The organism is Flavobacterium xizangense, from assembly GCF_054075145.1.
In genome coordinates, this window is the sequence record NZ_JBSIPG010000009.1 from 102,192 (window position 1) to 124,913 (window position 22,722).

7 protein-coding genes are annotated in these 22,722 nt (G+C 35.1%); all 7 read right to left on the minus strand.

All coding sequences use genetic code 11. The features are described from left to right. Positions 1-438 precede the first annotated feature (438 nt). Complete coding sequence (locus ACWA1B_RS17660) at positions 439-4,578, minus strand: hybrid sensor histidine kinase/response regulator (RefSeq protein ID WP_456909173.1); 4,140 nt, start codon at positions 4,576-4,578, stop codon at positions 439-441. A gap of 142 nt (positions 4,579-4,720) precedes the next feature. Next, complete coding sequence (gene xyl3A / locus ACWA1B_RS17665) at positions 4,721-7,315, minus strand: xylan 1,4-beta-xylosidase (RefSeq protein ID WP_456909175.1); 2,595 nt, start codon at positions 7,313-7,315, stop codon at positions 4,721-4,723. 86 nt (positions 7,316-7,401) lie between these two features. Then, on the minus strand, positions 7,402-9,867 hold the full coding sequence (locus tag ACWA1B_RS17670; RefSeq protein WP_456909177.1) for a glycoside hydrolase family 95 protein: 2,466 nt from the start codon (positions 9,865-9,867) through the stop codon (positions 7,402-7,404). A gap of 41 nt (positions 9,868-9,908) precedes the next feature. After that, a complete protein-coding gene (locus tag ACWA1B_RS17675) occupies positions 9,909-12,626 on the minus strand; it encodes an alpha/beta hydrolase-fold protein (protein ID WP_456909179.1) in 2,718 nt (905 codons plus the stop codon). 81 nt (positions 12,627-12,707) lie between these two features. Next, positions 12,708-14,441: a glycoside hydrolase family 43 protein gene (locus ACWA1B_RS17680; RefSeq protein ID WP_456909181.1), complete on the minus strand. Its 1,734-nt coding sequence runs from the start codon at positions 14,439-14,441 to the stop codon at positions 12,708-12,710. A 1,178-nt stretch (positions 14,442-15,619) separates the two neighbouring features. Beyond that, the gene (locus ACWA1B_RS17685) at positions 15,620-16,456 is read right to left on the minus strand and encodes an outer membrane beta-barrel protein (RefSeq protein ID WP_456909183.1); all 837 of its coding nucleotides are present in this window, start codon (positions 16,454-16,456) and stop codon (positions 15,620-15,622) included. A 52-nt stretch (positions 16,457-16,508) separates the two neighbouring features. Next, entirely contained in the window at positions 16,509-22,718 is a 6,210-nt protein-coding gene (locus ACWA1B_RS17690) for a T9SS type A sorting domain-containing protein (RefSeq protein ID WP_456909185.1), read from the minus strand. Positions 22,719-22,722 lie beyond the last annotated feature (4 nt).

Sequence of the window (22,722 nt, forward strand, 5' to 3'; positions counted from 1 at the left end):
GTTTTAATTCATTTTCTAGTTGGTTTAAGATTGTTAGTAATTTGTTTCATGTTTATTTTAATTTTGATTATACCAAAAGTAGATTGTTAACATAAATTTCACATACTACATTTGATGCATAATCTATCAAATTTGTAGCATCGTAGTTAAAAAAATAGGAAATTCAGGGTTTTACAGCGCTTAATCAATTGAAATGAAAAATATATTATTACTAATTTTAGCATCTTATTTTTTTGATATGAAAAAAATAAATGACTTATAAATTTCTATTTCGCAATCAACAAGAGATGAAATCGAGCCTTATATTTCTTCTTTTAAAAAAATAAAAAAAGGCTAAAAACAACATAATAAGCGGTTTATAAAAACCTGTCAGATCCATTTCAAAGCAAAAAAAAAGACGAAATTCTTCGTCTTTTTTTAGTAAAAAAATTGCCGTAATTAATTATTGTTTACTTTTTGTGTTGGCAGACATCCAAACTTTTCTTTATAACATTTAGTAAAATAAGAAGGTGAACTAAACCCTACTTTATAACTGATTTCCGTTATATTATCATTTCCTAATTCTATTAATTCTTTAGCCTTTTCTAAACGAACATTCCGAATAAATTCATTGACTGATACACCTGTTAATGTTTTAACTTTTCGATACAGTTGGCTTCTGCTCAAAAATACATTTGAAGCCAAGACTTCGACACTTAATTCGGTCTCACGAATATTTTCATTGATGTATTTCAGAACATTTTTTATGAATTCATTATCTAAAGTTGTAGTTTTTTCTTTAGCTGTTGTGGTAATTCCGTTATAGAATTTATTGAACATAATTTGCCTGCTATTAATTAATTGCACCAAACTAGATCTCAAAATATCCATATCAAAAGGTTTGCTTAAATACATATCAGCGCCAGAATCAATTCCTTCCAATCTATCTTTAACCAAAGCTTTTGCAGACAACATCATTAACGGAATATGGCTCGTTTTTAAATTGGCTTTTATATTTTTACATAATTCCAAACCATTCATAACAGGCATAATCACGTCGGTTAAAATTAAATCAGGTAGTTTTTGCAAAGCTAAGTCCAGACCAACTTGCCCATTTTCGGCAACGATGACTTTGTACTCTTTTTTGAGCTCATTTTTTAAATAATTCCGAAGTTCAACGTTGTCTTCAACGATCAAAATCGTATACGTTCGATCCTGATGTTCTTCATCCTCTGTCAATTGAGTTTCTTCTTTTTCGACTATAGGTTTAAAGCTAATTTTGTTTTCCTTTTTATATTCTTCAAACAATATTTCGTTTTCATCAAAAAACTCTTTTCCAACAGGAAAAAGCAGTTTAAAAACGGTACCTACTCCCAATTCACTTTCAACTTCGATTATTCCTTTATGCAATTCTACAAATCCGCGAACAACTTCCAGACCAATACCAGTGCTTCCATAATACGCCTTATTCAGATTGTTCACCTGATAAAAACGGTCAAAAATTCTTTTAATATCTTTTTTATCTAAACCTGAACCGGTATCTTCAACAACTATGGTAAAATAAGGAGTAGCATCTGGTGAATCTATTAAAGGGAAATGAATTGGTTCATTATTAATGATAATTTTTACCATAATTTTTCCGTTATCCGGAGTAACTTTAAAAGCATTTGAAACTACATTAAAAATAATTTTTTCAAACATTTTCGGGTCGATCCAATCTTTTAATGACGATTTATTTGACTCAAATTCGAGCTGAATTCCGCGACTTAATGCTTCTTCATTAAAATAACTGACAACTTCTTTTGTAAAACCAACTACTTCAATCAATTGCAATTGAAGGTTCATTTTATTGAACTGAAGTTTATTAAAATCCATTAACTCATTAATCAGTCTTGAAAGCCTGTCAGAACTTTTTTGAATCGTTTGCAATTTATTCAGTACACCTTCTGGAAGCTGTTGACTATTATTTTTAATTATATCGCCTAAAGGATTCAAAATCAAAGTTAATGGAGTTCTGAATTCATGTGAAATATTGGTAAAAAACTGTAATTTTTTATTGTTTAATTTTTCAATCTGAATGGCTTTTTGTTTTTCAAACTCGATCATTTGTTTTTGTTTGAATCGATTTTGATAGTACTGATTGGCAAAATGAATTGCTGCCCCCAGTAAAAGAGTATAAAATAAATAAGCAAAAGATGTTTTCCACCAAGGCGGTAATATCTCGATTTTTAATTCCAGCGGCACCTTACTCCAAGCGCCATTTTTTTCTGAAGCTTTAACTATAAATGTATAATTTCCGGGAGCTAAATTGGTATAAGTTGCCGAACGTTTGTTTCCGACATAATTCCAGGAATCATCAAAACCTTCCAAATAATAGGCAAATTCATTTCGGGCAGGAAAAGAATAATTTACCGCAATAAAATCAATTGTAAATACAGACTGATCGTGTTTAAGAATTATTTTTTTTGTTTCAGAAAGTACTTTTATAAGTGGCGAATTTTTTTCGAGTGGTCCGACCGATTTATTAAAAAGTTTTAAATCAGTAAAATAAACAGACAATTGCTTTTTACTTTTAACCAAATTAGAAGGATTAAAATAATTTAAACCTTCATAACTTCCAAAATAAAGCATTCCATCTTCATCTCTAAAAACTGCATTGTTATTGAAATCATTCCCTAGCAAACCATCATATGTAGAATAGTTAATTGTAGTATTGTTTTTTAAATTCAGTTTGGTGATTCCTTTCTTTCCGCTTAACCAAATGCATCCGTCATTAGATTCTGTAATCGCCGAAATTGATTTTTCATGCAGTCCTTTAAAGTTTATGTACCACTTTAGAACATCTGTTTTTTTATTATAACTGAACAATCCTGCGCCATCAGTCCCAATCCAGATTTCTTTGTTTTTGGCCTGATATAAAGCATTGATAGTATGAGTACTTTTATGATTTTTAAGTTTTTCCGACATTTTATCTCTAAAAGAAGTCACCGAAAAAGTGACAAAATCACTCGTAACCACTTTATAAAGTCCAGTTGTTGAACCAACCCAAACGGCATCATCTGAATCAACCATTACATTTCTGATGTCAATATTTGTTATTGCATTTGTCAAAAATGGTTTAGCATTACAGTGATGAAATTGTCCGTCTGACGGGGTATAATAATGCAGTCCTTTAGCAAAAGTTCCAATCCAAATTACGCCTCTCGAATCTTCAGTAATGCTCATAATATTATCTGAGGCGAGATTAGGAGCATTTTTGGTATTGTAATTAATAAAACTCCTGCTTCCTTTCTTTAAAAGAAAAATTCCCTCATTCCAGCTTGACAACCAGATATTTTGTTTTTTGTCAATAAATACCTTTGTGATATTGTCATTGGTTAATCCAGAATATAGACTAGGATCTGATTTGGTAATATGTTTAAAGTCTTTGGTTATGGGATTATAAACATCCACTCCGCCACCTTCCATGGAAATCCATAATTGTCCCTGATGGTCTTTGGCAATTCCAGTTACACAATTTGTTTGTAAGGATTGTGGATTTCCCGGCAAACTTTCTATGATATTGACTTTACTGTTTATTTTATCAAAAACACCTAAGCCTTTATTATAATAACCAAGCCAAATTCTATTCTCTTTATCTAATAATAAAGACCACACTGAATTTGAACTTAAACTACGCGTATTGAATTTGCTGTTTACATATTTTTTTTGAACAATTCCCTGATCATCTACAATGATTAAACCATCATTTTCAGTTGCGCAAAGAATTGTTTTAGAATCTCTTGCCAATATTGACATAATTCTTTTTTTGGTAATTGGATAGAAAAATACCTGCTTGACCTTGGAATGTAAATCGACCTTTATTAAACCTTTAAATCCGTCGCCAATCCATAAATTTTGATTACTGTCTAAACACATTGACACGATGCTTGCCGATAGTATCCGATTGTCATTACCAATGTTAACCTTTTTAGTCTCATTTTTTATAGGGTCGAATACTTTCAAACCTAAGTTTGTTCCCAGATAAATTGTACCTTTTTTATCTTTTACAAGGCAATTGATAAGATAATTTGAGTTATTTGCTACATCAGAATTAACTTTAGTAATTTCCCTCGTCGTAGTATTTAATTTTAGTAAACCGTTATTAACTGTTCCTAACATTAGATTTCCATTATTGTCTTCAATGATGCTTTTAATAGAAATTACAGTCTCTTTTTTAATTTTCTTCTGAATATCTATACTATCAAAATTATCTAAGTTTCGATTGTACAGACACAATCCTTCATCAGTTCCTATCCACAACCGGTTGCGGGTATCTACATAAGTAGCATAAATCAAATTGCTATTAATAGAATTACTTTTCTTGGAGTTTTGTTCATACGCAAGATAATTAACTCCATCGTATTTAAACAAACCAGCGCCATTTGTACCCATCCACAAAAAACCAGACTGATCCTGTGAAATAGTATAAATGCCACTTTTCGAAGCTTCTTTATCTACTAATCGAAATTGATAGTTTTCAAATTTATCTTGAGAAAACAAATTGTTTACTACAAAAAATAAAATAACTATCGCTCTAACACAATTTTTTGGAGCCATAAATTATTGAGGAAATTTAAATTAAATATATACTTTTTAATTGAAAATGCAATTATTAACATATTAATTAAAAATAGTATTAGAATTTTAAGCTTACTTCTAAAAATAATATTTCCCAAAGCAGGCGCTGAATTACGGCAAATTACTGAACAAGCACTTTAATTATTTTTAAATCTTTAGTTGCTGAACTATTACCATAATACACCTCATACTCACCTGGAGTTACCTTCATACTTTTAGTATTTTGATCATAAAATTCAAATGAAGAAGATGGCAAATCAATTGCTACATTTTGACTTTCTCCAGCTTTTAAATTGATTCGTTTAAAAGCCTTTAAGGTTTTTAATGGGCCATCCGTATCATTTATTTTTTTGATATATACCTGAACAATCTCTGTTCCTTCATGTTTACTTAGATTTTTTATTAAAAAGTTCAATTGTGTACTTTCATTCGATTTTATTTTTGCCTTAGTCAGTTTTGCTGTACTTAAATCGAATTTAGAATAACTCAAACCAAAACCAAAAGGGAACAAAACATCTGCTGTATATCTGTATGTGCGTCCTTTCATCGAATAATCTTCAAAATCGCCTAAAATGTCTGAGTTCTTATAAAATGAAACTGGAAGTTTTCCAGCAGGATTGAAATCTCCAAAAAGCACATCGGCAACAGCCTGACCACCTGATTCTCCAGGATACCATGCCTGTAAAATGGCATCGCAACTTGATGTCTCTGGCGTTAAGGCAATCGCAGAACCCGAGCAGTTTACAAAAACCACTTTTTTACCGGCAGCTTTTAATTCTTGCAGACATTTTCTTTGAACTGCAGGAAGTTCTATATTCGTTCTGTCACCTCCTTTAAAACCCGGATAAGAAACCGGCATTTCTTCGCCCTCAAGCAAAGTCGAAAGCCCGCCTACAAAAACCACAGTATCGATACCTTTTAATTTCTGGATTAATCCTCCGAAATCTATATCAAATTCTTTTCCGAAATCAAATTCAAGATTTGCCTGCCAATTATTTGATTGAGCATACAGAATTTCGATTTTATATTTTTTACCCGCTTCAACTACAAATGGAATTTTTCCTGGTAGCGTTCTCCATGTAGTATATTTTGCTTTTGAAATTCCGTCAACTAGTAATTCGAAAACACCGCAAGCCCCTGTTTTAAATACAAGTGTGTCATTTGACGTGGCTAAAAATTCTGTCTCATATTTTGCCGAAAATCCTTCTAATTTAACTCCTGAAGCAAATTCATGTTGACCTGCAGTTGTCATTTTTATAGGATTTAAAATCTGTTGCGAGACAACTGGAGCACCTTCTCTATTCGGGTTATTCCAATAAGTTGCTTTCATCCCTTTTTTTCCTTCAAATGAAATTTGACTGAAATAACTTTGATTTACTTTGTCTTCCACTAAATCACAACCCTTATCATAAAAAATTTTATTAGCCGTAATTTTTGATTCTATTCCGTTTTTAATCGTAATAGTTTTAACAGGCGTGCCGTTATAATTTCCCCATAGCATTGGCTCATCGTCAGCGTTTGGACCAATAACTGCCACTTTGTGAATTGTTTTATTTAAAGGAAGAATATTATTTTTATTTTGCAAAAGTGTCATTGACTCCTGAGCCATTTCAAGCGCTAACTTTTGATGCTCTTTACTATTGAGTACGGTTGCTGGAATTTGAGTCCAGGGAACAATAGCATCATCATCCATTTCGCCCAAATCAAAACGCCCAATTAAAACGCGAAGCAAGCTTTTGTTAATATCAGATTCTTTTATCAAATCTTTCTCGACTGCTTCTGGTAAATTTTTAAAAGGATATTTTTCCCAAACACATTCGACATCAGTTCCTGCAAGTACCGCTTTAGATGCCGCATGTGTAGCATCAGACGAAACTTTATGGGTGGTATAAAAATCTGTAACCGCTCCGCAATCCGATACTACCATATATTTATAGCCCCATTCGTCACGAAGGATGCCTTGCAATAAACGAGTATTACTACAACATGGTTCATCATCTAAACGCTGATAAGCACACATTACCTGACGAACATCGGCATCCTGAACCAGTGATTTAAATGCTGGCAGATACGTTTCATACAATTCACGCGGATTTACATTATTAAGATTCAATTCGTGCCTGCTCCACTCTGGTCCAGAATGAACCGCAAAATGTTTCGCACAAGCCAAAAGTTTTCGGTATTTAGCATCTGTAGGACCTTGCAATCCTTTAACAACAGAAATCCCCATTCGCGAAGTAAGATACGGGTCTTCACCATAAGTTTCCTGACCACGACCCCAGCGCGGATCTCTAAAAATATTTACATTCGGAGTCCAAACCGAAAGACTTAAAAAACGCTTGTTTTCATTACCATTTTTAATCCACTGATTGTATTTAGCACGAGCTTCATCTGAAACAGCATCAAAAACATGATATAGCAACTGATCATCAAATGATGCTGCCATTCCAATAGGTTCAGGAAAAACCGTCACATTATCATTATTAGCATAACCGTGTAATGCTTCACTCCACCAATTGAATTTTTTGATTCCTAATCGTGGTATTGCATCACTCTGATCACACATTAACGCTGCTTTTTCTTCCAGTGTCAATCTTGAAATTAGATCTTTTGCACGTTCTGCCGAACTAAGAGAAGGATTCTTAAACGGATATTGCTGCGCATTTGCACAAAAAAATGAAATTAAACTTATTAGATATACAAAATGATTTTTCATGTTTTCTTTGAATTTAATAGAAAGATTTTTTAAAATTCGTCTTTTAATCTTCGTTAACTTTTAATGAATAAGTACAATTGAATTATTTATTCCTTAATTGAGAAATTGTATATTTTACCTTTTTTAGTACCAATATCATATAAAAATGTTTGTTGTATCTCCAAAGGTTTAATAGAAGCTTCTTTAGCTATAAGAGGCTTTTTGACCTCATTTGTTTGGTAAAAAACATTTGAATTAACTCCCGAAGCAGTTTTAAAATTCATTTCATTTTTGGCAATGATTTGATTTGGAGTTCTCAATCTAAGGTTTCCTCCAAGATTAGACTGAATACTGATAGCCATTAATTTTCCGTTTTTCCATTTCATATCTTTAATTTCAAATCCTCCTCTTGCTTTCAAACCTCTTATTTCTCCATATTCTTTCAAAGCATCTGGAAGAGCGGGAAGCAAATGAACAGCATCGTCTGAACTCTGCATTAACATTTCCGTAATTCCTGATGTACATCCAAAATTCCCATCAATTTGAAAAGGCGGATGCGCGTCAAAAAGATTATTATAAGTACCGCCACCGTCTTTATTTACGCCAAGCGGAGTCAATTGATTTTGAATTAAACTATAAGCGTGATTTCCATCCTGCATTTTTGCCCACCAGTTTACTTTCCAACCCATACTCCAGCCTGTAGAAATATCGCCTCTTTGCAACAATGTATTCTTAGCTGCTGCAAAAAGCTCAGGCGTTTTATAAGCCGAAATCTGATTAGAAGGATACAAACCGTACAAATGCGAAATATGTCGATGATTATCCTTTGGATCATCTACATCATCCATCCATTCCTGAAGCTGGTTGTATTTTCCAATTTGCATCGGAGGAAGCATTTCTCTATATATCTTTAGGCTGTCTGCGTATTGTTTGTCTATTCCTAATGCTTCTGATGCTTTAATTGCAGTACTAAAAACATCAAAAACAATTTGATTATCCATCGTTGAACCGGCAGTAACTGCTGAACCTTGATGCGCTTCTGGAGCATTCTCTGGCGAATTTCCGGGAACTACAACCAGCCAACCATTTGCAGGATCTTTTACTAAGAAATCAGTATAAAAATCGGCCGCACCTTTAAGTATTTCATATACTGATTTAAGATAATTTTTATCTCCGGTATAAAGATAATGTTCCCATAAATGTTGACTTAACCAGCCTCCACCTGCATTCCAGACTCCCCAGGTTGCGCCATCAACAGCGCCGTTAATTCTCCAGATATCAGTATTATGATGCGCCATCCAGCCACGAGCTCCGTACATTACTTTTGCCGTTTCTTTACCAGTTTGAGCTAATTCCTCAATCATTTTTAGAAGAGGCTCGTGCATTTCTGATAAATTATTTTTCTCAGCGGGCCAGTAATTCATCTCTGTATTTATGTTGATGGTGTATTTACTATCCCACGCAGGATTCATGCTGTGATTCCAAATACCTTGCAAATTGGCAGGCTGGCCACCTGGTTGTGAAGATGAAATCAATAAATATCGTCCGTATTGAAAATAAAGCGTTACAAAAGAGGGATCTGAAACATTCCTGAAATTCGCCAGTCTTTCATCTGTTGGAAACTTAGATGCGGTAGTTACGCCCAAATCAAGTTTGACTCTTTTAAAATACTTTTGATAATAAGCAATATGAGCTTTCTTCATTTTGTCATAGTCCTTGTCAAATGCATTATCCAAAAAAGATTTTGCAAGTTTCTTTTCATTGCCGCTGATATCCTTATAACTAATAAAATTAGTTGCAATAGAAACATAAATCAAAACCGAATCTGCATTTTCAATTTTTAAGGAATTATCGGCAATATTTATTCGTCCGCCCTTCACTTTAAATTTTGCCAATGCGTTAAAATTGACCTTTCCTTGAATGCCTTCATGATCACTTGTAGTGCCAGAAAGTGATATTTCATTATTGCCGTTAACGGATATTTCCTGTTTTTTATGTTCCGAGGTAAAAGCAGCTGCAAACGACAATTTACCGGGTTTATCCGCAGAAAGTTTTATTATTAAAACTCTATCGGGAAAAGACATAAATGCTTCACGTGTATAGGTGGCATTCTGTACTTTGTAAACTGTTTTTGTAACCGCATTCTCTATATCAAGTTCTCTATAATAATGAGTAAAGTTGTTGTGATCCAAAAAATTCAACTCCAAATTTCCTACGATCTGAAACATTTGTCCGTGGGATTTTTTAGTGATTATATTTTCATTAATGAGTTTTTCAGCTTTTTTATATTCCTTCTGAAAAATAAGTCTTCTAATTTCACTCAATGCATTTTTTGCATCAGGATTGTCATTTCTGTTTGGACTTCCGCTACAGACGCTTGCTTCATTCAATTGAAAAATTTCTTTATCGACATTTCCATATATCATAGCGCCCTGAAAACCATTTCCAATTGGCAAGGCATTTTCCCAAACTGAACCGGCAGGATTTTTATACCAAAGCTTTAAATCATTTGTCTGTTGTGCAGATAATGAAATTCCAAAAAAAAGTACTATGGCAATTAAATATGTTTTCATAACTTTTTTGTTGTCTTTTGGGATTCATTAACGCATTTGAATTAATTAAATAACAAAGGAGCAAACATAAATAAATCATGTCTCCATACTGGCCAGGTATGACCTCCCGAATACTCACTATATTGATATTTAATACCCATTTGGTCAAATTTGCTCATCATTATTTTGCAGTTTTCATATGCAATATCTTCCTTCCCTCCCATTGAAATCCAAAAATTTTTAATATTTGAATTAATGGTTGCAGTATTATTTTTCATAAACTCATATTGAGGTGCAGATAATGTGTCATTATTTGCCCACCAACCAGAGCTAAATACGCCTATACTAGAAAACATGTCTGAATTTTTAACCCCAGCATAAAGTGTCTGCAAACCTCCCATCGACAATCCGGCTAAAGCTCTGTTTTTAGCATCTGTTGCTACTTTAAAATTACTTTCCACAAAAGGGATTGCACCCGTCTTTAATTCATTTTCAAAAGCTTTCAATGCATTTTCGTTAAATCCGGCAACTCCTCCTGTATTTCCCAGATTGCCATCCAGCATAACGATTACCATTGGTTTTGCTTTTTTTTCGGCTATTAAATTGTCTAAAATTAAATTCGCTTTACCTTGAGTAGCCCATCCGGTTTGGTCTTCGCCTCCTCCATGCAGCAGATATAAAACAGGATATTTTTCGGTTGAATTTTCATAACCCGGAGGTGTGTAAACATACATTTCACGCCAGGAATTAGTTGCTTTTGAAAAGTATTGTTTGATTCTGACATCTCCGTGTGGCACCATTTTTAAGGCATAATAATCGCCTTCTCTATTCGGAATTTCAATACCGCTGGCCATGCGCCCCATGCCATAAAAAGTTTCGCTCGACGGATCGGCTACTGCCACGCCATCAATTAGTAACGAGTAATAATTAAATCCTTTATTGATTACTCCGGTAGTAGTCGTCCATAATCCGTCTGAATCTCTGGACATATCATATTTTTTATCTAAATCAATTTGTACTTTCGAAGCTTCTGGCGCTTTAATTTTAAAAACTACACGGTTATCTGGCAATATTTGAGGATATTTAGCATTACGGATGTTAGTCTGAGCCTGATCACCTAAAATAGTATATTCTGAAAAAGTGGACTGATCTACAGGTTTAAATAAAAACTGCGAAAACATATATAATCCGTTTTTCCAAACTTTGAAATCATGCACTCCCAGTTCTAAATAGTAAATATGAGGAACATCATTTTTATACAAATAATCATGAGTACGTTTGCTGTTCATAATCAGCCAGTCATTATCGCCACAGGAAATCCACAGTAGTTTTAATTTCTTTTTGGCTTCTTCTGGATTGGGAATTAATTCTTCAGGCATTTTAGTATTTGGAGCGGCCGAAAATGCACCAACCCACGCAAATTTATCCAAGTTCCCTAACCCAAAATTTAAAGATTGTCCTCCACCCATAGACAAGCCGGCAATTGCTCGGTGCTCTCTGTCTTTATAAACAGGGTATTTTTTTTCGATAAATGGAATTAAATCATTCAGTAAATCTTTTTCAAAGGTTGAAAAGGCTTGTACTTTATCCGGAGCCATTATATTTCCTGAAGGACTATCATCTTTCATGGCTCTGCCATTTGGCATAACCACGATCATAGGTTCTAATTTTCCTTCAGCATAAAGGTTATCTAAAATAATCTGCGGATTTCCGCCGTTAAGCCATTCTTTTTCATCCCCACCTATTCCATGTAAAAGATACAAAACAGCATATTTTTTCTTTGTATTAAAGCCCGGTGGAGTATAAATAGTAACATTTCTATTTGTACCAACAGTTTTGGATGGATAACTGATGGTTTCTACTTTTCCTGATGGTATGTTTGAATTTGGTTGATCAAAACCAATAGGTGCAGTTATCCTGAAAAAATCTTTTCCATTGTACAATTTATAGCCCAATAAAGATAGCATTTTCTCGCCGTAACGTTTTCCTAAATCTCTATAGCCTGCTGCATTAAAATGTAAAAAATCGGGTTCAGCGCTACATCCGCTTGAAGAAATCACATAGGAATTGGCTATTGTTTTAGGAAGTGTAGCTATAATTTTATTCATACTTCCGCATTTACCATTTTGATCTTCATTTACGGTTTCACCCGAAAGCAATGGAACTTTATTAGGGTCGAGATTTAAATCTTTCATGAGATTATCGTAAACGATTTTTACTTTTTTCGGCCAAAGTGTATCACCCGTATTAGACTCCCCCTGATGCAGTAAAATTCCTTTAATTACCCCTTTTTTTTGAGCAATTTTTGCCATTTCAACCAGTCTTTGATACGGATTGTCGTTGTATAGTTTTAGAATACCTTTCATCCAGTCTGGTGCCGTTGCAACATATTCTGCTGTTTTATCCTTATCAAAAAGCTCGATTTTACAACCTCCGACAGCTACATTTATAACACCTACTTTTATATTCTTTGGAAGATTGGCAATTAAAGTTCTCCCAAAATAATCCACTGGAGTCAATCCAGTATTACAGCGGCATAATGGAGGAACAGCAGTATACCAATTGCCCTTTGAACGCCCTATTTCAGGACAATCTACTGTTTCCAAAACCTGAAACCGATCATCAACTGCAGCAATATCCTGAGGTTCTATTTTGGCATAACCTTCCATGTTTGATTGGCCAAAGCTTAAGTAGACATGAAAATTTGGGTCTTGGGAATATCCTTTTTGTCCTATTAATAAAAGAACAGTAAATGCAAAAAATCTAATTATTGATGTCATTATATGGTGGTATTTAGTGTCAAAAATTATTATTTAAATGCCTGAATTATAAAATTCAATTGTTTTTAAAGCTCTCTATTTTTACTCAGCATGAGCATCGTTTGCTGCTGTGGCGTATAGACCTACTAATGCTCCTGTAAAACCACCAGCTACATTAGTTGAAAGAATATCTCCCGAAACACTTCCTCCCAAATTTTCAAAATCAACGCCATTTACAGCGTAGCTAAATTGATAAATGTCTCCTGTTGCTTTTACCTGCAGACGGATATTCTGTTTGATTTCAATTTTAGTGCTTGCAACAATTTTTGATTGACCCTTTTCTGTTCTTTGCAATACAATATAAGTGTCCTTCCCTTTTTTGGTGATACCAAAAACATAATTAAAACGCTCACTTTGCAGGCAAACAATTCCTGCCAGGTCTTTTTCAGATGCGGGTTGATAATCTATTGTTGTTGCAAAAGAAAAAGTATTATGCTGTTGTCTGTAAAAAAGTGTTGAAGTTGGTTTGACTTCTTTAATATTTACTGCAAAAGGTTTAATTTCAAGTCCATTTTTAGTTACTGAAATAAAATTTTCGCGAGGTCCTCTAAGTCCTATCCATCTGTAATCTAATTTTTCAGATGTGAAATTTTCAGTAAACGTAAAATTTCCATTAGGAAAAAATCCGTCTTTGCCAGTTCTGTTTTCAGTAACACCTTTCGGCATTTTTATTTTTGGCTCAAGAGGAACTAATCCGTTTTCAAAAACAGGAAAAATTCCAGACCAATCTACAGGCAACATAAATGTTTCACGGCCCGTGTTCACCCTATTTTTATCATTTGGACGAATACCCAGAAACACACCGTAATATTTATTATCAGGCCCCTGAACTAAATCGGCATGTCCAGCCCAATCCACTTTATCCGTCCTGTTTTGTGGAAAATAACGTTGTGTCAAGATTGGATTATTAGATGCGGGTTTAAATGGCCCTTTTGGATTATCACTGATAAAAACAACTTCACTATGATTATCACCAGTACCTCCTTCGGCACACATTAAATAATAGCGACCATCTTTTTTATATAAGTGAGGCGCCTCAATCCAAATTGGCTTTTTAGAAAGATCTACCCCTCCATCCACAATAATTTTATCTGTGCCTGGAATTACTGTATCATTTACAAGATCATATTCCCAAACTTTAATTACGCGATGACCTTCGTATAATGCTTTTCCCTTGTCTGGAGCATCATTGTGTACGATATATCCTTTTCCGTTATCATCAAAAAAAATGCAGGGATCAATGCCGTCAAAATCTAATTTTATCGGACTTCCCCATCCCTTCATAGGATCTTTTGTTTTTACTATAATATTCCCCATTCCTCCCGTAAAGGCAGTTACAATCATATAAAAAGTATCATTGTGTGAATTATACGTTATACCCGGTGCGTACACGCCCTGGCTAATTCCAGTATCATGCGGATTAAATTCTGAAACTTTATTAAGAACACCTCCAAGATCTCTCCAATTCACTAAATCTTTTGAGTGGAAAATTGGCACTCCGGGAAACATGGCGAAAGAAGAGCAAACCATATAATAATCATCTCCTTTTCTGGTAATAGCCGGATCAGGATAACATCCTTGCAAAATTGGAGTATAAAATTCATCTGCTTTTAAAGGATTATTTTTATAAATATTATCATTGCCTGTATAAACAACATTAGAAAAAATAGGCATTTTCCCAACTTTAGTTTTTACAAGGGAATCTTTAATTTTTATTTCATTAAAAGAAAAAAGAAATAATAAGGATAGTAATAGAAATATTCGTCGCTGTTTCATTTTAATTTGTTCTTGTATTTTAACATCTCTTTGAAATGTGTGGTTATAAAATAATTGAATCCGTATAAATAATAAGTGTATTTATTACAAATATAAAAAAACATTTAAAAAAACAACCGGTTGCTTGATAAAATTTTTCATAAAAAAATAAAAAAAAGCATATTAAAAAGCAGTGTATGTAATAAAATTGACAAAATATTCTTTTTTTATCAATTTTATTCCTCCCGAATTTTAGAAAAACTAGAGTTTTACTAGTTATTTTTTAAAAATTATCCAATACAGTAAAAAAATAAGTGAGATTTTGTATAACCAAATTTCAAAAAGTATTAAGAAAAATGTTATCAAAAAAATAAGCTAAAACTTAGATTAAAGAATCCAAATCAAGTTTAATGGTTAGATGAAGATTCAGGACTAAAAATTCTTTTTAACTCTCTTTAAGATCCAATGAATTTAAATAATTTAACGACTTAAGACTATCTCACAGTAAAAATTAAAACTTCTAGATTTACTTTTACTATTTAACTAATAATCCAATTATGAATAACTCATTAAAAACCTAAATCAAAGACTCTACTCTTTTTTAAGCGTTCTAAATTTAAATCTTATATATTTGCCTAATAAACTACTGCCAGCATTTTTATGGCCTTATACCTGCTCTTTCAAATATTCACTTCCTGGTTTATTGCCTATTGTGCTCTCAGATTATTTTATAAGACTGTTTCAGCAACAGATAGCGAAATTTATCGGGAACCTACGCTTCTAACGGCTATACTAACCGGAATTGATTTGAATTTTCATCCAACAGCGAAATTCATTGTCAGTGGTATACTTAATCACGGCATCGGAATATGTTTTGCTGGGATTTATTACTTGATATGGTATTATGAATTCGCAGATATTTCATTTACGACAAGTCTGATAATAGGACTCATCAGCGCTTTATTGCGAATTATAAGCTGGACATTTTTTATTATAATTATACCGTCATCATGGTTAATAAACTTTAAAGGATATTATCTCCAGCTTGTATTTTTTCATAATGTATTTACTTTGATCGTTATGATTTTATATAAACTGCTTTAGAATATTGAATTATAGATTCTCCAAAAATTTACTCAACAAAAAAGAGCTGTTAGTGAAACAGCTCTTGAATAGAATTTTATTTATTGGATCCAAATTTACCTTAGTGCAAATCTTAATTTAATTCCATAAGACACTAATCTTCCACTTGTAGTAAAACCCGAACTAGATACACTATTATGTTGCAAAACAACAGGTATTTCAGGATTATATTGTACAAGGTTTTTAGTATCATTATCATAGATATCATTCAATCCATAATCTAAATAGGCTCCTATATATATCGAATTTCTAGGACTGATTACCTGTTTTAAACCAGTTTCAAAAGTTACGGAATACGAAACTTTATTATTAAGATCCTGTTCTGGAGTTTCTACATTATCTGTACTTGCGAAACCGGCAAATGCTGGGCCAAACAATTCAACATTGTATTGCGGATAATAACCGCTAGTTGTCAGATTCGAAATTGTTGATTGATAATTTCCACTTGATGCAAATCCAATTTTTGCTCCTGCTGCAACATACAATTTTGAAGTTCCGGGCGTTTCAAATTGAATACCTATTGGAACATTAATATAGCCTAAGTTTTGTTCTTCTCTATAATTTGTTGCACGGTATCTAAACTGAAATGATTCATTTTCAGCATCAACAGCATTGTACTGACCTCCAAGTGAACTAAATTTAAAATCAGAACTATATGTTTGATATTCAACACCAATACCAATACTTATTCCCTCATTTAGATAATAAGAATAACGAAGACCAGCATTCATTCCATTTCCCTCAACAGTCTGTCCGGCAGAAATAGCTTTTACAAATGAAAATGGGCCTCCAATTGAAATCGAGAACTCGTGTTTTTTGTCCTGACCAAAACTGTTAAAACATGTCGTTAAAAACGTCATAATTACAGCAAATGATTTTATATGTTTTTTCATCTTTACTTAATTTATGCCAGTGCCTTTCGTATCAGGCACTGGCAGGGTTTATTTATTTTACAATTACTTTGAAAGATTTTTTTGAATTTGGAGTTTCTAGAACTACAAGGTACATGTTGCTTTCAGTTGTTTCAGGTAATTGTATTTCGGTAACGACTGTAGATGATTGCACAGTTTTGATTAACTTGCCTGTAACAGAATAGAGACTAATTTGCATTTTCTCTACCTCTTCTTGAGGAAAATCAGCTTCTACGGTGAGCATTTTTCCTACCTCAACAGGGTTAGGATAAAGTTTTGCCTGAAGCGAATTTGTAAGTTTGATTTTTGTTGAGCACGTTTGTAAAACTTTTCCATCTTTGGTAGTCATTTTTACCATATAATCGGCATTAGCATCTAAAGTTGAACTTGTATCATTACCGGCTGAATAATATTGACCCGTTCCCACTAATTGTCCGTTTTTAAACCATTGGTACGATACAAATTCATAACCTCCGTTTGTTTGTGGATTATTGTTTACAAGCAATACATTGTTGAACTTTTGATGTACTATATCGTAGAAACCAAATGGTTTTTCAACTGTGATAGAATAAGTGGCAGATGTACTTCCATCTTCGGATGTAATCGTTGCGTTTTGAGTATAAATTCCTGGTTTAGGAGTTTGCAAAGTAAAGTTTAAAGAAGGCGTAATTGTCGCATTTGATTCGTTGACAATTGAAACTGTTGGATTATTGTCACCGCAAGGCAATAAATAGTTTATTGTTTTTCCTGGGTTTTCAAAAACTTTAGATCCTATTGTAATGCTCTTAATGTCGATATTGTTGTTAAGAATTACTAATAATTGCGAAACATCTGTTGCAGGGAGATAATTACTATTTCCAGCTTGTTGAGCAGTAATTAAGACTTGACCAGATCTTAGCATCGTAACAGCACCAGTTGCTGAAACTGTAGCTGGTGGCAATGCAGAACTATATGTAGATGTAAAAGTTATTGGTAAACCAGCACTTGAAGTTGCTACGAGATTAAAATTATTGTTTGCTCCAAGTGTCTTAACCGGAATAGCGCCGAATGTAATTTGTTGTGAAGCTTTCTTGATTACAAGATTAGCTGTTAATACTATTGTTGAACAATTTGGCGAACTAGCTGAAGGTGTAATTGTAGCAGTAACAGCATAAGTTCCGGCATTTGTCGAAATATTATTAGCTGAATAAGTTACTGTAGCTCCAGTTGGCAAATTTGCAACCTGAAGAGAATGCGGATTTCCATCATATGTAAATTCAGCATTACTTAGAGTGACTGCACTAATTGGAGAATCAAGTACTTTTACAGTTTGTGTTTGTGTAGTACTGTTTCCGCTTGCATCAGCATATTTCCATGTTATAACATAAGTTCCCACGACATTATAAGTCAAAGGATCAGTTGTAGTCCCATTAATAACTCCTGCACAATTATCTGTTGCAGTTGGAATAGCAATTTCGGATGTTAAAACAGAACAATAGTTCGTAATCATCGGAAGACTGGCAACGTTCGGTAACGGAGCAGTTACATCCGGAGTTGTGATTATGTTTATTGTTTTAGTAATAAAACATCCATTGGCATCAGTAATTGTTACGGTATAAGTGTTTGGACTCAATCCTGTTGCTGTTGCTGAAGTTCCTCCAGATGGTGCCCAAGAATAAGTGTAAGCGCCAGTTCCACCAGTTGCATTTACTGTTGCGGTCCCGTCATTTGCACCATTACAAGAAATATCGGTTTTAGAAGTTGTTGCAGTTAGTAACGCAGGTTGAGTTATAACAACATTTACAGTTGTCTGACATGCATTTGCGTCAGTAATAGTTACTACATAAGCTCCTGCCGTCAAGCCTGAAGCTGTAGCAGCTGTTCCTCCCGAAGGAGACCATGCATAAGTATAAGGAGCAGTTCCGCCAGTCACATTTACTGTTGCTGATCCGTTTGAACCTCCATTACAAGAAACATTTATTTGAGATGCTGTTGCAACAAGTGCTGCAGGTTCAGTTATAATTACAGTTGTTAAAGTCTCACATAAATTAGCGTCTGTAACCTTTACACTATAATTCCCTGGTGCAAGACCAGTTGTAGTTGCTGCAGTTCCGCCAGAAGGAGACCATAAGTAAGTGTAAGTCCCCGTACCTCCGGTTGTTGTTACAGTTGCAGATCCGTTATTTGCACCATTACAAGATATATTTGTAGATGTTACAGTTGAAGTAAGCAAGGTAGGTTCTGTGATGGTAACGCTAGCGGTCGTTTGACATAGATTTGCATCTGTAACCGTTACAACATAAGTCCCCGGTGCAAGACTAGAGGCTATTGCTGCAGTTCCACCAGAAGGAGACCAGGAATAAGTATAAGCGCCGGTTCCGCCAGTTACATTTACAGTAGCAGTTCCGTCATTAGATCCGTTACAAGTAACGTTTGTTTTAGATGTTGTTGCTGTAAGAGTTGTCGGTTGTGTAATGGTAACGCTGGCAGTTGTTTGGCATAAATTTGCATCTTTAACGGTTACGGTATAAGTTCCGGCTAATAATCCTGTTGCTGTTGCTGCAGTTCCGCCAGCAGATGACCATGTATAAGTATAAGGAGCAGTTCCACCTGTCACATTTACCGTTGCAGATCCATTTGAACCACCATTACAAGAAACATTTACTTGGGTTGTTGTTGCAATAAGAGCATTAGGTTCTGTAATAGTAAAACTTTGTGTTTTAGTACATAAGTTGGCATCTTTTACTGTTACTGTATAAGTTCCTGCGGCAAGACCAGAAGCTGTAGCAGCAGTTCCGCCAGAAGGCGCCCATAGATAAGTATAAGAACCTGTTCCTCCTGTTACAATAACACTTGCTGAACCATTAGCTCCACCATTACAAGAAACATTTGTTTGAGAATTTGGAGTAACCACAAGCGCCGAAGGTTCCGTGATTGTAAAGTTTTTTACAATCGAACAACCATTAGAAGAAGTAATTGTTACGGAATAATTGCCTGCACTAAGATTAGATGCAGTATCGGTATTTCCTCCAGATGGTGACCACACATATGTAAAAGGCCCTGGAGCACCACTTGGTAAGACATAAGCTGATCCTGTTGCAGATCCATTACATAATATGTTAGTTTGCGAAGTAGTAGCGACTAAAGTATTTGTAGAAGTGACAACAAAGTTTTTAGTTAATGTACAACCATTGGCATCAGTAATCAAGACACTATAATTACCCGCTGACAATCCAGTTACAATTGAAGTTGTAGCGCCAGATGGCGACCATAGATAGGTATATGGAGTAGTTCCTCCACTAACAGACACCGCTGCCTGACCACCAGTTGAACAGGTTGCATTGATTTGACTTGTCGTTGCTGATAAAACTGGTGGCTGTACAATGGTGAAGTTTTTTGTTATACTACATCCATTGGCATCAGTAACTAAACAACTATAATTTCCTACGGTCAGCCCTGAAGCTGTAGCCGCAGTTCCACCAGATGGAGACCATAAATAAGTATAGGTTCCGGTTCCACCAGTTACATTTACTGTGGCGGTACCTGTAGCACCACCATTGCAAAGAACATTTGTTTGTGATTGTGTTGCCGTAAGAAGAGCAGGTTGATTTATAGTAACGCTTTGAGTAACCTGACACATATTAGCGTCTGTGATCGTTACAGTGTAAGTACCAGCTACAAGCCCACTTGCAGTTGCTGCATTTCCTCCCGTAGGTGACCATGAATAAGTATATCCACCGACTCCGCCCGTCACGCTTACGGTTGCTGTTCCATTCGTCCCTCCATTACAAGAAACATCAGTTTTTGTAATTGTTGTTGATAATATTGGAGGAGTAAGAATTGTAAGGTTTTTTACAAGAGTACAACCATTAGCATCTGTAATAGTACAAGTATAACTTCCTGCTGGTCTGCCAGTAATTGAGCTTGCTGTACCGCCCAGTGGAGCCCAAAGATAAGTATATCCCGGAGTACCACCAGATACTGTTACACTTGCAGAGCCATTACTTCCTCCAAAACAACTTACGCCTACTGTCGCGGTTGTTGCTGATAAGCTTGCAGCAGGTTGCGCAATAGTAAAGGATTGAGTTGCTTGGCATAAATTTGCATCTGTAACAGTAACCGTATAGGTTCCTGCTGCTAATCCTGTTGCTGTAGCTGCAGTTCCGCCAGATGGTGACCAAGAATATGTATATGGACCAGTACCTCCACTAGCTGAAATAGTTGCAGATCCTGTAGCTTCACCATAGCATGCAATATTAGTTTGAGCTACAGGTGTAGCATTTAAAGCAGTCGGTTGGATAATATTAAAGCTTTCGGTAGCTTGACAAGAATTTGCATCAGTGACAGTAACAGTGTACGTTCCAGCTGTTAAACCTGTAGCTGTAGCTGCAGTTCCTCCAGAAGGAGACCAAGAATAAGTATAAGCACCAGTTCCTCCTGTAACATTTACTGTTGCAGACCCTGTTGCAGATCCATTACATAAAATATTGGTTTGAGCTCCAGCTGAAGCTATTAAAGCATTCGTTGGGCCTCCTACAACAATATTGCTTACCGTTGTTGAACATGAATTAGCATCTGTGATTGTTACACTATAAGTTCCGGCAGACAATCCATTTGCAGTTGCAGCCGTTCCTCCAGAAGGCGACCATGCATATGTATATCCGGGAGTACCTCCTGAGGCTGTAACAGTAGCTGTACCATTTGCTCCTCCAAAACATGAAACTGAAGTTGTACTAGCAGTACCCGATAATACAGGTGGCTGATCAATTACAATATTATTAATTGTTTTAGTGCAAGAATTCGCATCAGTAATTGTGACACTATATGTTCCCCCTACAAGATTTGATGCGGTTGCGGTTATAACACCATTTGACCATAAATAAGTATATGGAGTTGTTCCTCCAGATGGTGTAACGGTTGCTGAACCATCGGTACCTCCATTGCATGAAACCGAAACTTTAGAAACTATGCCTGATAATACATTTGGCTGATTAATAGTAACGTTTCTTGTTATTTGTGTTGATTCAGCATCTGTAACAGTCACCGTATAATTTCCAGCGGAAAGATTATTGGCTGTTGCACCAGATCCGCCTGAAGGAGACCAAGAATAAGTATAAGGAGTTGTTCCTCCAGTTGGTGCAACTGTCGCTGAACCAGTAGTACCTCCATTACAAGTTATATCAGTTTTTGAAGGAGTAGGCGCAGTTAGTGCAGCTCCGGTTGTAAATGTCAAATCATTACCATAGCTTGTTCCCGCGCTATTTGTCGCATAAGCTCTAAAATGAATTGTTGTAGCAGCAGGAAGTCCGGTTATTGTAGCACTAAATGTACCAGTCCCGCTGCCAATTGGAACTGTTGTATTAGCGGTAACAACCGGATTTGCTGATGTAGACCAAACAATTCCTCTAACCACAGATGAATCACCTCCATCAGCAGATACGGAACCGCCTAATGTAGCAGAAACTGCTTTAATATTTGAAGCTCCAGCAGAACTTACGGTTGCTAGTACAGCCGTAGATACATTAGGAGTAACATAGCCTGATGGAGTTATTCCTAAATCAACACCATCGAATTTATCCCAATTTGCTATATTGTTAATGCTTGCTAGTAAGTCTGCTGAAGTACCAGTTAAAGTACCCGTATATCTTGCATTTGCTTTTTCCGTTACACCAGGATATAATGAAATACAATTCACACCATTAGTTAATCCCAAGGGAAGAGCACTCGAGGGTCCTCCACTTGTATTATCAGTATTCCAAGTTGTAACAGGATCATAATCGCCAGAGTTGTAATCTGCATGTATACCTGCAATAAATGTAGGTGCGTTTGGAGAAACAGGCAGTGCACCTGCAGGAGAAAGATAGGCGAGCATTTGATCACCCGCACTCAGGTTAAAACCAATAAAACCAGATGCAAAACCTAGACCTGTTGTACCAGTAACAGTAAGCTGGTCAGCAGTTGTTGTTTCTATAACCGAAACAATAGTTCCGGCGGGAACTGTCCCTGGAACATTCCATTGCAAATGCATCTCAGTACTTCCTGTTACCCATGTCGAAGTAGTTCGATTCCAACCACGATCAGTAAAATAGATAGTCGTCCCAGCTGGTATTGCTTTTAAGGTAATAAAAGTGAAACCATCTTGTGCAGGTGCTCCAGTTTGATACCCTATAAAGGCAATATCACCTGCGTTAACTTGTGCATTTATTTTTTGCTCTATAAAAAACGAACACAAAAGCATAATAAATAAGAGTAATTTTTTTTTCATAACA